Annotated in this window: 10 protein-coding genes; 5 read left to right on the top strand and 5 right to left on the bottom strand. The window is 56.0% G+C overall.

What is annotated here, in order from left to right; all coding sequences use genetic code 11:
• Positions 1–250: 250 nt before the first annotated feature.
• Positions 251–3,205, top strand: coding sequence for a DUF5060 domain-containing protein (locus LOC70_RS00930; protein WP_230251383.1), 2,955 nt, complete (start codon positions 251–253; stop codon positions 3,203–3,205).
• Here the strand turns inward: LOC70_RS00930 and LOC70_RS00925 are convergent.
• Positions 3,194–4,702 carry a hypothetical protein gene (locus tag LOC70_RS00925; RefSeq protein WP_230251382.1) on the bottom strand — a complete coding sequence of 503 codons (1,509 nt, stop codon included), beginning with the start codon at positions 4,700–4,702 and terminating at the stop codon, positions 3,194–3,196. The genes LOC70_RS00930 and LOC70_RS00925 overlap by 12 nt on opposite strands.
• An 80-nt stretch (positions 4,703–4,782) precedes the next feature.
• On the opposite strand from LOC70_RS00925, the gene fae reads away from it, so the two are divergent.
• Together fae and LOC70_RS00915 are read left to right on the top strand one after the other, a co-directional pair.
• Positions 4,783–5,280: a formaldehyde-activating enzyme gene (fae, locus tag LOC70_RS00920; protein ID WP_230251381.1), complete on the top strand. Its 498-nt coding sequence runs from the start codon at positions 4,783–4,785 to the stop codon at positions 5,278–5,280.
• Positions 5,281–5,382: 102 nt separating this feature from the next.
• Entirely contained in the window at positions 5,383–6,267 is an 885-nt protein-coding gene (locus LOC70_RS00915) for an NADP-dependent methylenetetrahydromethanopterin/methylenetetrahydrofolate dehydrogenase (RefSeq protein WP_230251380.1), read from the top strand.
• A gap of 113 nt (positions 6,268–6,380) precedes the next feature.
• Here the strand turns inward: LOC70_RS00915 and LOC70_RS00910 are convergent, their stop codons facing one another.
• Positions 6,381–8,099: a hypothetical protein gene (locus LOC70_RS00910; RefSeq protein ID WP_230251379.1), complete on the bottom strand. Its 1,719-nt coding sequence runs from the start codon at positions 8,097–8,099 to the stop codon at positions 6,381–6,383.
• A gap of 550 nt (positions 8,100–8,649) precedes the next feature.
• Between LOC70_RS00910 and LOC70_RS00905 the strand changes: the two genes are divergently transcribed.
• Positions 8,650–9,561 (top strand): dihydrodipicolinate synthase family protein, encoded by a 912-nt coding sequence (locus LOC70_RS00905; protein WP_230251378.1) that lies wholly within the window; start codon positions 8,650–8,652, stop codon positions 9,559–9,561.
• Positions 9,562–9,684: 123 nt separating this feature from the next.
• Here the strand turns inward: LOC70_RS00905 and LOC70_RS00900 are convergent, their stop codons facing one another.
• From LOC70_RS00900 to pyk, 3 genes are all read right to left on the bottom strand, one after another.
• The gene (locus LOC70_RS00900; protein WP_230251377.1) at positions 9,685–10,098 is read right to left on the bottom strand and encodes an Hsp20/alpha crystallin family protein; all 414 of its coding nucleotides are present in this window, start codon (positions 10,096–10,098) and stop codon (positions 9,685–9,687) included.
• A 66-nt stretch (positions 10,099–10,164) separates the two neighbouring features.
• Positions 10,165–10,590 carry an Hsp20/alpha crystallin family protein gene (locus tag LOC70_RS00895; protein WP_230251376.1) on the bottom strand — a complete coding sequence of 142 codons (426 nt, stop codon included), beginning with the start codon at positions 10,588–10,590 and terminating at the stop codon, positions 10,165–10,167.
• 254 nt (positions 10,591–10,844) lie between these two features.
• On the bottom strand, positions 10,845–12,275 hold the full coding sequence (pyk, locus tag LOC70_RS00890) for a pyruvate kinase (protein ID WP_230251375.1): 1,431 nt from the start codon (positions 12,273–12,275) through the stop codon (positions 10,845–10,847).
• Between the two features lie 228 nt (positions 12,276–12,503).
• Here pyk and LOC70_RS00885 point away from each other — a divergent pair, with 228 nt between their 5' ends.
• Positions 12,504–13,094 carry a hypothetical protein gene (locus LOC70_RS00885; protein ID WP_230251374.1) on the top strand — a complete coding sequence of 197 codons (591 nt, stop codon included), beginning with the start codon at positions 12,504–12,506 and terminating at the stop codon, positions 13,092–13,094.
• The last annotated feature ends 60 nt before the right edge of the window (positions 13,095–13,154 follow it).

Genomic DNA, 13,154 nt, shown 5'->3' with positions numbered 1-13,154 from the left:
CGACCACCCGTTTGTAGTGGACAGAGGAATACAAAACAACCTAGTGAGCCAATGCTGTTATTTGATCACACGCTGGACTAGATTGTTCGCTCCTATCACCCCTATGAGGAGTTCCAACACCATGCAAGTGTGTAGATTAGATCAAATTACAAGACGCTTTTCAGCGTTTGCAATCGCCCTCACATTGGTCGGTTGCGTTCATGCTTGGGCGCAAAAACCCGACGTCGTTTTCGAAGAGACGAATGGCTTCGTGAAAGTGGAAGCGGAGGATTACGCTTCTCAAAGCCAGACCGAGAAGCGGGCTTTTCACTTGGTCACCCAGGACGAGCAACCAAGTATTCGGCCGGACGGTGATCCATCGCACGCGAAGCACGCCAGCGGTGGTGCTTATCTGGAAATCCTTCCCGACACGCGCCGCACACATGCGGACAAGTTGATCCGCGGAACCAACTTCTCACCCGAGCCCGGTCAGATGGCCGTGCTGACTTACCGGGTGAAGTTCAACACGCCCGGTCGCTACTACGTTTGGGTGCGAGCCTATTCCACCGGCAGCGAAGACAACGGTTTGCACGTTGGCCTGAACGGACAGTGGCCTAATACGGGACAACGTCTCCAATGGTGCCAAGGTAAGCATTCATGGTATTGGGACAGCAAACAACGCACAGAAGCTCAGCACTGCGGCGAGCCAGGCAAAATCTATCTTGAGATCAAAGAACCAGGCGAGCACACCATTCATTTCTCGATGCGAGAAGACGGTTTTGAATTCGACCAGTGGTTGATGACCACCGATCGCAATTTTAAGCGTCCCGCCGCCAGTCCGACTGACAAGCCGCAGCAGAACACGGCGAAGGAAACGCTGACGCTTCCGGCCAAATCATTCCAAACTGAAAATTCAGGGTATTACGTCGACCAAGGAAAATGGTTGGCGATCAATCCCGATCGAAACAAAACGGCCGCGGCGCAGAAAGTCTTTCCTTTCCCCAGCGGTCACTACGACGTCACGTTGAAAGCCGTGGGTGAGAACGACGGGCAGTCAACGTACAAACTGTCAGCCGACAAAGAAGTCCTTGGCACGTTCACTTGCCCATTGGCCAGCGACACGTTCCAAGAAGGCAACAAGTTCCACAAGACTTTCGCGGATGTTCAGATCACCGACGGAGCGGAATTGGAAGTCAGCTCGACGATCGCTTCCGCTGATGGGCAAGAATACAGCCGTGCTCGATGGAGCGGATTGACGTTCACTCCCGCGGACGAAGCAACGGCGAAAGCGGTGGCTCAGTTTGTCAAAAACAATCCCAACGATGCGGTTGCGAAAAATGCCAGGCGAGACGGCAGTCCCACCAAACCAGTCAGCGCTGCTCCGCTGCATCTGCCTCGTAAAGCTGATGGTGACGGATCGGTTCAAGTCACTGGCGAAAAGCGTTTGTGGCACAAGGTCACGCTGACACTGAACGGGCCCTATGCACACGAACAAGATAACTCGCCCAATCCATTCACGGATCATCGAATGGAAGTGGAGTTCAAGCATTCCAGCGGCAAGACCTATCTGGTTCCCGGTTACTTCGCGGCGGATGGCGATGCTGCGAATTCTTCCGCAGAAGACGGGACTCAGTGGCGAGTGAATTTCGCAGCCGATGAAACCGGAAAATGGGACTACACGATTCGTTTCTTGACCGGCAAGCACGCCGCGATCGATCGCGATGCCGAGGCGAAATCCGTGTCACCGTTTGACGGCAAAACGGGCTCGATCCAAATCGGCAAAAGCAACAAGAAAGGGCGTGACTTCCGAGCCCACGGGCGTTTGCAGTATGTCGGCAAATCACATCTTCAATTTGCGGGCAGCGGAGAGTACTTCCTGAAAGCGGGAGCCGACGCACCCGAAACACTGCTTGGTTACACCGAGTTTGATAACACAGTCGCTGGCAAGGCGAAGAAAGTGCCGCTGAAGACTTATCAACCGCACGTTGGTGATTGGCGAGGCGGCAACCCAACATGGAAAAACGGCAAAGGCAAAGGCTTGATCGGTGCGATCAGCTACTTGGCCGCGAAAGGCTGCAACGCCTTTTCGTTCTTGACGTACAACGCGGGGGGAGACGGCGACAATGTTTGGCCGTTCATCCAGCGTGATGACAAGATGCACTACGACTGCAGCAAATTGGACCAGTGGGGCATCGTCTTCGAGCACGGCACCCACAATGGCATGTACCTGCACTTTAAGCTTCAGGAAACGGAAAACGACGACCACCGTACGGGACTAGGTAAGTCGGGTTACAAGCCCGAGTCGCTGGACGGTGGAAAGCTCGGACCGCAACGGAAGTTGTATCTCCGTGAAATGATCGCTCGTTTTGGGCACAACTTGGCGCTTAACTGGAACCTTTCCGAAGAGACCACGCAGACCACGGACGAGCATTTGGCAATGCTCAACTACATCGAAGCAATGGATCCCTACGGTCATCACCGTGTGTTGCACACTTATCCGAGCCAGCAGGACCAGAAGTACGATCCGTTGCTCGGTGACAAGTCCAACTTGACGGGAGTGTCACTGCAGAACAGCCACATCAAAGACACGCACTGGCAAACGGTGAAGTGGAGTGAGAAGGCACGTTCGGCTGGCAAGCCGTGGGTGGTCGCCTTTGATGAGTCGGGTTCCGCCGCTCACGGACAGTGCCCCGACCTGGGATACCGTGGCTACGATGGTCGCGACAAAACCGGCAAGATGACCTACACCCAACACGAAGTCCGCAAGCAAACTTTGTGGGGCAACTTCATGGGTGGTGGTGGCGGAGTCGAGTATTACTTCGGCTACCAATACGAAGAGAACGATTTGAAATGCGAAGACTGGCGTAGTCGTGACCAGAGCTGGGACTACTGCCGCATCGCGATCGAGTTCTTCCAAAACAATGACATCCCGTTTTGGAGCATGATCAATGCCGATGAGTTGGTCGGAAACAGTGACCATGGCAATTCAAAGTATTGCCTGGCAAAGTCCGGTGAGGTCTATGTTGTCTATTTGGCCGATGGTGGAACGACCTCGATTGATCTCAGCGAAGCCGATGGAGAATTCCAAGTGCACTGGTACAACCCTCGGATCGGCGGCGAGCTGCAAACGGGTTCGATTCCCGCGGTCGCTGCCGGACAATCGGTCTTGATCGGCAACCCGCCTTCGGATGAAGACCAAGATTGGGCGATCTTGCTACGCAAGTGAGCTTGATCGAATGATCTCAATGGCCCGGCGCATTCGCGTTGCGGCCATTTTTTTTTGTCGGTACTGCTTGGCTTCGTTGTCAGCGCGGATCGGAACCAGCAACGTGAGCATCGGATCTCCGGCTCGGACATTCGCGATTCCGACAGGCACATCTGCGAGTACAACGTCCAAGTCCGCAGACCGCAATTCCTCGCGAATGCGTTCACCGCTCAGGCGGCAATCGCGATTGGCAAAAACGATGCGTTTGATCCATGTTGAGTGTGCAGAAACACTTTGGTTGGCGGGCTCGGTCCAAGATGCCAAGAAGCCGTCGTTGTTGGAGAGACCATCTTTTGGGGAGAGACCATCATTGTTGGATGGAACCGAACGGTGCGATCGCGTGATAGCATCGACGTGCATGCGCATCAGTGAACTTCCCGGCGGCAATTGACCGTTGTCGATGGCCGCTCGTTCGATCACTTCGCACGACGCGCTGGGGCGTTGGTTCAATTCCAGCAGCCACCACCCACCGTCCTGGTCTCGGATGAAGTCCAGGTTGAACAAGCCTCGGATGTCAAAGGTTTGTTGCACGCGTTCGCAAAGGGCGTGCAGGTGTCTCCAAGGGATGTCGCAGTGGGACTCTATCATTGGCCGAGCGAATGGATGCAAAGGACCGTAGGAGCCTGAATAGACAAAGGGAGTTTGGTGGCCACTCGCGTCGGAAAGTCGCCGCGTCAACGAGCGGGTGATGCCAAGGATCCGAGTCGCTTCGCCATTCGCAAGTGCCACCAGTCCGAGCGGACGTCCAAAAATGCGTTGTTGGATCCATCCGGAACGAGCCTCGTCGCCAAAGGTTGAAGCGGACGGCTTAAAACTTCGAACACCCAGCCCCGCCGTCGAGTTGGGGGCTTTCCAAAGCCACCCAGCATCACCCGCGGACGGTCGCGAAAGTTCCGAAAGCAACTGTGCCGTTGGCCGCGCGGAATCCTCTGTTCCCAGCGGCTGGCAGACGCCCGCTTCGCACCAAAAAGTCCGAGGAACCTTCACCAAATTTTCGCGGTCCAGTTTTGTCGCGTTGAGAGGGTTGTGAGCAATCTCTTTCGCGGTTGAATGCACGGCGGCATGCAATCGGGTGAGCCTCTCATTGGGCGACCCGTCCTCAATCAGATTTGAGCCATGGGCGTGGCCCGCGAGCAATGTAGGGTCCTGAATGCCGCCCACCGTAACAATTTGGGCATCGCTCACGCTGGCTATCCCACGGCATTGTTGGGCGATGCTGGCGTTGCCGCCGCCAGGGGATTGCAGCAGCCAAACTCGGTCGCAGGCGGCTCGCGTGTCCGAGTCACCGAACCAATCCAGGCCCAAAATCCGAGAATTCGGCAGGCCGCGACGCAGGGATTCAGCACTCCAGCGAACAGAAGCCCCCACGAGCAGGATTGCGGGGAGGTTTTCAGCGTCGCGGGGGTTTGTTACCGTTTCCAGCTTGCCCGACCCACCCATCGCCATTGGTACGTTCATCCTGCGTGTGGGGTAAGGACCATGTGTTCCCACCGGTAAATCTTTGGGCGTTTGTTTCCCCTCTCCAAAGGCATCTTCTCATGCAATTTCACATTGGTGAATCCCTCGTCGGCGACGGTAACGAAGTTTCGCACATCGATCTGATGATCGGCAGCAAGGACGGACCTGTTGGTGCCGCATTCGCCAACGCGTTGGCTAACCAGAGCGAAGGTCACACCAACCTGTTGGCTGTTCTCGAGCCCAACGTTGCTGTGAAGCCATCGACCGTGATGGTGACCAAGGTCACGATCAAAGGCATGAAGCAAGCCGTCCAAATGTTCGGCCCTGCCCAAGCCGCTGTTGCTCAAGCTGTTGCAGACGCCGTTAGCGAAGGCATCATTCCAAAGGACCAGTGCGAAGACCTGGTTTGCGTCTGCGGCGTGTTCATCCACCCAGCAGCCGAAGACGACGAAAAGATCTACAAGTACAACTACGAAGCCACCAAGGACGCACTGAAGTCGGCAATGCAAGGCAAGCCATCCGCAGATGACATGCTGGCCAAAAAGGACAACGCGGCTCACCCATTCAAGGGCTTCTGAGCAACGACTTCGGTCCAATGCAAATGACGAAAAGCTTCGGGTGCAAACTCGAAGCTTTTCTTTTGTCCCCGTCGACGTTTTCTTTTCAGCAGCGGTTGAGCGATGACCAAAACGATTCTCTTTCAGTTGGATGTGGATCCGCATCCCAGTTCCTTCGACGCCGTGGTCGCGGTGGACGCGGGAGTGGACCACCTGTTCCAGTACGGCAGCGTGCAAGCCGAAGCTGTCGAGGCGTTGGTGCACGGCGCGATGTTTACCCGAGGCGGTGACGACCTGAAGAACTCTGCGGTCTTCATTGGCGGCAACGATGTCGTCCAAGCCGAAGCTTTGTTCCGTGAGACGCAGAAGGCTTTCTTTGGCCCGGTGCGGGTCTCGGTGATGTTGGATGCGTCGGGCTGCAACACGACCGCCGCAGCGGCCGTGGCATCCGCCTCCAAGCACGTGGAGCTGGATGGGTGCACGGCGGTGGTTCTGGGCGGAACCGGTCCCGTGGGGCGACGTGTCGCTCAAATGCTAGCGCGACAAAATGCGAATGTTTTGCTGACCAGCCGGTCACTCAATCGAGCGGAAACGGCTTGCAAAGAGATTGGCCAAAATGTCAGCTCCGGCAACTTGGAAGCTGTTGCACCGGAAGACGAAGCGGCGCTGAAGGCATTGCTGGAACGCGCGGACATCATCATTGCCAGTGGAGCCGCTGGTGTCGAACTGGCGTCCAAGGAGATCCTGCAGGACCTTTCCAAGTTGCGCGTCGCGATTGATCTCAATGCGGTGCCGCCGGCGGGACTGGGCGGCGTGGAAGCCTTTGACAAAGCCAAGCCGATGCGTGAGGGCAGCGAAGATGGTCCCGTGTCCTACGGACCCATTGGCGTGGGCGGTCTGAAAATGCGAACGCACAAAGCGGCGATCGCGAAACTGTTTACATCCAATTCGTTGGTTTTGGACGCGGATGAAATCTACGATCTGACGATCGAGCAGATGAACCGTTGAGCCCAAGAATCTGTGAGTCACAGATTGATCTGAAATCCAACGGTGAACGGGACACAAAAAAAGGCGAGTCATTTGACTCGCCTTTTCGTTGGACTGCTGTGGGTTTCGCTCGATCAAAGTTCGCGAGCGAAGGTTGGATTCCACTTCACGCGATGGGAGATGTTGCGAACGCTGGCGGGGCGACTGGAAGTTCCCCGTGGACGCCAGTTGGCTTCTTTCTCGCCAAGTTGTGGTTGTTCGACTTCGTCGTTGTCACTGGCGGAATCCGAATCCTCCGATTCGAACAGGTAGTCGTAGTTGTCCGGCAGATCGCTATTGGACTCAGGCTCGGGAGCTCCGATGTCCACCTTGCCCATGGTCGAGCGAGGTTCTGCTGGTTCCGACTGATAAGGAGCGTCCAGTTCCGTTTCTTCGACGATGGGTCGCGAGCTGATAATCGTTCCGGGCTCGCTGATCACGCTGGAATAAGGCGTCGTGTCGACGATCGGACGGAACGAGGAGTAACCGCTGGTGATCGCGGGACTGAATGGATCCACGTACGACAGTGGAACACGCTCAACCACGGTTCGCGGAACCATCGTTTCCACTTGATAGGTTTGGTAACGCGGCACCGACACGGGGCGACGCACCATTTGGCGAACTTCTTCTTGTTCGTAGTACTTCACCGTGATCGGTTCGCGGCGAGTCTTGTAGACCACGCGACTGGTTTGAACGGGAACCTTGCGAACAACCTCTTCGGCGACCCAGCGTTTGGTCTGGACAGGAACCTTGCGTGTTGAGGTTTCCGTCACGGGACGCTGAACGAAGTAAGGCACCTTGCGAACGGTCGTTTGCGGGACCATGCGAGTGGTTTGCACGGGCACATTTTGAGTGACCATCTCGGTTTGCATGCGTTGCACGGTCACGGGCACATTTTGCGTGACCATTTCCGATTGCATCCGAGTCACTTGAATCGGTCGTTGCACCTGTTGAACTTCAGGCACGTACTGTGTCTGAGCCACTTGTTGGTTGATGTAATTCGGTCGGTAGACCATTTGCGTTTGAACTTGCGGTGGCGTGACCATCGGAACGGTTGCCGCTGCGCCGCGAGGGTACGCCAGCAAACCGAGCGGTCCGGGTTTGTAATAGGCACGCGGATTCCAAGTCAGACCGTATTGAAGTTGTCCAGGGGTGACCGTGGTTTGAGGCACGTATCCGCCGGCATCCACAGTTTGTTGCTGAACCGTCGTCACAGGACGATACGAGGTCACTTGCTGCGTTTGCAGTTGAGTTTCCGTCACCGGGCGCTGAACCATGTACTGTTGTTGGACCATTTGCGTTTCCGTCACCGGACGTTGCACCTGGTACTGGCGTTGGTACATCTGCGTTTCGGTCACGGGCCGATACGTCGTCACCTGTTCTTCGCGTTCGGCTTGCTCATTCACATAGCGAGTTTGCGTCACCGTTTCTTCGCGATAAGAGGTTTCGGTGACCGGTTTGTAGATCGTGTAGCGTTCTTCGCGAAAGGCAGTTTCCGTGACCGTTTCGGGGACGGTGACTTCGCGTTCTTCGACTCGAGTCTTCAGAACCGGTCGATAGCTGGTCACCTCTTCTTCAACATATTGGGTCTCGTAAGTGAGACGAGTTCGCTCGACCAGTTCCGGTTGCATGACGGTCTGAGTCTGCAAGCGGTATTGGGGAGTGAAACAGCACGCATCTTGAGCCTCGGCGCTGGTGGCTGAGAGCATAACGCCCAGAGCAGCGAGCTTGGCAGATTTCGATGACAGAACGGAGTGAATCATAGGTTCGATCAAACCAAAGTTTTTGAGGCGAAGGCCGTTGGATGCGTTCATGTTGGCGATTCTCAAATGGGACTTTCCGCAATTCGGACGGCGAGTGTGTCGAGACGAACTCGCCGGCTCCCAATTCGCGGAGCACACCGGATTGTTGCAATGGCGTGTCCAAAGGAAAGGGCTTGCCATCAGCGCGGCAAGCATCCCCCGGCCAAAATTGGCCGCACAAATAAGCGTAGGCAAGACTTAAGCCAAATGCATAAAAAACCCGTAAAAAACGACACTTTTGCAAGCCACCCGGGCAGTCATCTTCACTATTTTGCCGAGGCCGTTTCGTCAAACGCACAGACGTTGCGTTTTCGCAACATCGCACAATCCACCCAAACCTCCGGGCCGTTGTCCTTGGTATTTTCCGGTCAGCGATCGTGGAGTCGGCCGTCTGGCGTGGTCGGTTTGGCACTGGTCCGCGAGGGACCGAGCTGTGGCACCGTCGCTTCCACCGTTGGAAGTGGTTACTTTGTTGGCCTTACTACTGGCCTCATTTTCTCCCCACACTTTGCCGCGAAAACTCGACGTGGTTGTTTGCGGACCCGCCTCCTGAGTTCCCACCATGAAAACCGGACCCTTCAATCCCGCTTTGTTGCCTGAGTCTGTTTTTGCCGTGCCACCGTTGGCTCGTGATTCCGACTATCAAATCGACGCTGACGAAAACGAAAAGATCATCCGCTACCTCGAAGCCGGTGGCGTGCGTTCGCTACTCTACGGTGGCAACGCGGTGCTGTATCACACCAGCCTCGCTGACTTTGACAACTTGCTCGCCATGCTTTCGGATTCGGCTGGTCCCGACACGACCGTCGTGCCATCGATCGGGCCGTCCTACGGAATCGCCTCGGACCAAATTGGCATTTTGCAAGAGTTCGATTTCGGCACCGCCATGTTGTTGCCTTCGCGAGACATCGTCGATTCGGCGGGCATCGCAACGGGGATTCGGATGTTGGCCGAGCAGTATGGCAAGCCGTTGGTGGTCTATCTCAAACACGACCGTTGGTTGGAACCGCAAGACATCCAGTCATTGGAAGCAGACGGTGCGATCTCGTGGATCAAGTACGCCGTCGTGCGTGAGAACCCCGCCGAAGACAACTACCTTCGCGAGGTCACCGACGTATTCCCCGCGGAGCGGATCGTCAGCGGCATCGGTGAGCAACCCGCCATCGTTCACCTTCGTGACTTTGGCATCACCGGTTTCACCAGCGGTTGTGTTTGTGTCTCGCCTCGTAAGAGCATGGACATGTTGGGAGCGATCCAAAGCGATGACATCGAGATGGCCGAATCCATTCGCCAGTACTTCCGCCCTCTGGAAGATTTGCGAGATGGGATCCATCCGATTCGGGTGCTGCACGAGGCAGTCAGGTTGGCGGGTGTCGCTGAAACAGGCCCGATCCAGCCGATGCTGAGCAATGTTTGTGAGGAGACACAAGCCAAGATTCGCGAAGCGCTGAAGACCATGAAGTTGGTCGACTGATCCACGCGTTCACACGACGCAGCCATACGACAAACGTCCGCATGGGAAATCCCACGCGGACGTTTGTATTGAGGCGATTCAGTTGGATGAACGGCAAAGCGGGTTTGCTTCCCGTCCGGCCGGTCAGTTCGAGCGGATCTCGATACGGCGGGGTTTGGCTTCTTCCACTTTCGGCAGATGCAGTGTCAACACGCCGTCCTTCAGTTCAGCGGTGATGTTGGCAGCATCGATCTTTTCGCCGATGGTGAAACTGCGTTGGTAGTCCCCCACTTCGTATTCCGATTGCAACGATTTGGCTGGTCGGTCACCCGAGGCGACTTTGCCACGAATGGTGAGCATTCGATTTTCGAATTCGACGTCGAGGTCCTCCGGTGTAACACCTGGTAAGTCGCCAAAAAGCGTGAGTTCTTGTTCGTCTTCCCAGATGTCAAACCGAGGCATGAACGTTCGGCTGCGAAGTGGTTCTTCGCCTCCGGTGTGTTGCACCTCGTGGCAAGACGCGGATTCATTCGATTGAGTTGTGAGAGTTGTGCTCATGATGGATCTCCAAGCAAATGGGCTTTGTGTTGAAACGGCAAACGCTTTGATTCAATGCAACGAAGGTCAATGAGATTGAATTTCGATGCGTCGCGGTTTGGCTTCTTCGCTTTTAGGTAGCGTCACGTGCAAGATTCCGTTTTTGAAGTCCGCCGTGACGCCGTCTGCGTCGACATCAGCGGGGAGCTCCAGTGAACGGTGGAAGCTTCCAAAGCCTCGTTCCTGTCGATGCCATGTTCCCTCTTTCCGCTCGGGTGCCGTTCGTTCGCCTTTGAGTATCAGTTGATTGGCATCCACGTAAATTTCCATCTGGTCAGATTGAAAACCGGGCAGTTCGGCCTCGACGTGCAAGTGCCCTTCGTCTTCCCATACGTTGAGCGCGGGATAGGTCACCGACGATGGGACGGACGCCCCATTGCGGGTGAAGAGTCGATCCATCTCACGTGACAAACGATTCAGTTCGTTCCAGGGTTCCCAGCGGGTCGCAAGCATGATCTTTGTCCTCCAGCTACACGGGTGTGCAACAAAAGAATGGGTGTCAGAAAAGAGCCGCCAGCGGTCGGTATGTCAGTTTGACAAATTGACAGTGGCAGCTTGAGTGACACCCAGAAAATGCAACGAGTGTGCCAATTCGCGAGCCGGGACTCTGCGAAAGGAACATGTTGGCAGTCGGCCAAACCAATCGCACGAGCGGTGCGTAGAAGACGGTTTGGCCAACTATTGGCTCTGCTGGGCTTCGCGCGGGTCTACTGGACTTCGCGGAGCTGGAGCGTGTCGACGATCTTCTCGTCGGCGAGCGCGTTGGTGATCACGCCCAGCCACATGCCGGGTTTGCACCAGCCTTTCTCCTTTAAGATTTCCAACGCGTTGGAAATCGTCTCATCGTGGTCTTCCGAGAAGTCCATCAGGAAAGGTTCCACGCCCCAAGGCAGCAACAGGTGGTGGAAGGTGTGTTCGATGTCGGTGAACGCAAAAATTGGCACGCCACGCGGTCGCAGCGCACCAAGGACGTAAGCCAGGAAACCGCTGCGGGTGAAGACGACGATTCCTGATTCGCCAAGCTCCTGAGCCAAGATGGCTGAAGACCGAAGCATCTTTGATTTGGGTTCCCGCAGGACAATCTTGGAATTCAATTGGCGGCTGACCGTTGGTTCAATGCTGCCGATAATGTTCTGCAGCACACCGACGGACTCCAGCGGATATTTGCCCGTGGTGGTTTCGCCCGAAAGCATCACGGCGTCGGCCTGTTCGCGAATGGCGTTGCAGACGTCGGACACTTCGGCTCGGGTCGGAACCGGCGAGTGAATCATGGACTCCAACAAGTGAGTCGCGATGATGACCGGTTTGCCTTCGACTTGGCAGGCACGGATCAGCTCCGTTTGGACCAGCGGCAGGCGGTGGTAGTCAATTTCGATTCCGAGGTCACCGCGAGCGACCATGATGGCGTCGGATTGGCGAATGATCGCTTCCATGTTGCGAACACCGGCTTGGTCTTCGATTTTGGAAATGATACGTGCATGTGAATCATGTTGGTCCAGGAATTCGCGCAGGGTCTCGACATCCTCGGCCTGGCGAACGAACGACAACGCCACGAAATCGATGCCCGCTTCGATCCCGGCGATCAAGTCGGTTTTGTCTTTGTCGGTGATCGCGGGGAGATTGACTTGAATTCCGGGCAGGTTGATGTGCCGTCGCGATTCCAAGACGCCGGGGGTGATCACTCGGCAGCGGATCGTCGTGGCATCCTTTGCCAACACGTGCCAATGCAGCAGCCCACTGTCGACCAAGATGGTGCTGTCCAAATCAATGGCACCCGGCAGTCCCGGATAGTTGACGCTGACGCGTGGTGTGCCATCCGATTCGAGTGCGGATTGGTTCGAGCATTCGTCGGTGAACAGGACCAGTTCGTCGCCGGCTTTCAGCTCGATGGGGTCATCCACCGCCCCGGTGCGGATTTCAGGGCCTTTGACGTCCATCATGACCGCGACATGGCGGTGAATGGATTTCGAGACGGAGCGAATGCGAGCAACGATTTCTAGGACCCACTCAGGCGTTCCGTGCGCCATGTTCAAACGCATGACGTCGACACCCGCTTCAATCAACGCAGCCAGTTTTTCGGGGGACTGGGTAGCGGGGCCGATCGTGGCGATGATTTTTGTGTGGCGGTAGTCCTGCACGGTTGCGTCTCGAAGAGCGGAAATAAGTGACGAGGCGGCGAAGTGTCGCGACCAATCGCCAAGTCAGCAACCAGCCGGAACGGCAGCGGGCGGGATCGCTCCTGTGGTGGCCTTTTTTGTTGTGATAGTCTCCGTTGTCGAGGCAATCCAGAATACAGTTGTGCTGATCATCCGCCGCAAAAAGGGTTCTGAACGATGTCCCCCCTTGAAATGCAACCGACATTCTCTATGGATTTTCCGCTCCCGTCAAAAGAGTTGATGGGTCGGGTGCGGCACGCCATCGCTTCCTTGGGGGCGTCTACTCGGGCGGTGACCGCTGGGACATGCGTCGAGATAGCGCCACCGAAAGACGAGACTCGGTTCTGGTCGCCTCATCTGTCGGTGCAGATCAGTGACGTCCCTGAGTCGGGACACGACCACGTCTCGTCAGCTTTGGTTTCTTCCGAGGATTCACCTGCGGGACGCTCGCAGCTATTTGGACGTTTTTCGCCACGCCCCGAGATTTGGACGTTCTGCATGTTCCTCTACTTCGCGTTGGGGCTGCTGTTTTGTGGTGGATTGCTGGTGGTTTACGTGCAGTGGAGTTTGGGCCGTGCTATCAGTGCGGTGTGGGCTCTGCCGATCGCGATCCTGGGGATCCTCGGCCTGCACATTGCCAGTTGGATTGGGCAAGGTTTGAGCAAGCATCAGATGATTGAATTACGAGAGCAATTGGATCAAATTCTGGAGTTGGCTGTCCCGTCCTCACCCACCGGGAAACGCCCCGGCTTGTCGTCGGAAGTCCAAACGTCGACGATGCAGTCTGAAATGACACGCTGAATCGTGCCGACGATCAAATATTCGCGTCTTCGTCCCCTCCCCGCTGACCCAATTGGTTCC

The organism is Rhodopirellula halodulae, assembly GCF_020966775.1.
GTDB classification, from domain to species: Bacteria; Planctomycetota; Planctomycetia; order Pirellulales; family Pirellulaceae; genus Rhodopirellula; species Rhodopirellula halodulae.
Note: the sequence above shows the minus strand (reverse complement) of the source record. Positions and strands in the feature narration are given on the sequence as shown.

What these genes read in the sequence shown, in the direction of transcription:
- LOC70_RS00885 (WP_230251374.1), top strand. Translation starts at nt 12,504, where the DNA reads ATGGATTTTCCGCTCCCGTCAAAAGAGTTGATGGGTCGGGTGCGGCAC.
- fae (WP_230251381.1), top strand. Translation starts at nt 4,783, where the DNA reads ATGCAATTTCACATTGGTGAATCCCTCGTCGGCGACGGTAACGAAGTT.
- LOC70_RS00915 (WP_230251380.1), top strand. Translation starts at nt 5,383, where the DNA reads ATGACCAAAACGATTCTCTTTCAGTTGGATGTGGATCCGCATCCCAGT.
- LOC70_RS00925 (WP_230251382.1), bottom strand. Translation starts at nt 4,702, where the DNA reads ATGAACGTACCAATGGCGATGGGTGGGTCGGGCAAGCTGGAAACGGTA.
- LOC70_RS00905 (WP_230251378.1), top strand. Translation starts at nt 8,650, where the DNA reads ATGAAAACCGGACCCTTCAATCCCGCTTTGTTGCCTGAGTCTGTTTTT.
- LOC70_RS00895 (WP_230251376.1), bottom strand. Translation starts at nt 10,590, where the DNA reads ATGCTTGCGACCCGCTGGGAACCCTGGAACGAACTGAATCGTTTGTCA.
- LOC70_RS00910 (WP_230251379.1), bottom strand. Translation starts at nt 8,099, where the DNA reads ATGAACGCATCCAACGGCCTTCGCCTCAAAAACTTTGGTTTGATCGAA.
- LOC70_RS00900 (WP_230251377.1), bottom strand. Translation starts at nt 10,098, where the DNA reads ATGAGCACAACTCTCACAACTCAATCGAATGAATCCGCGTCTTGCCAC.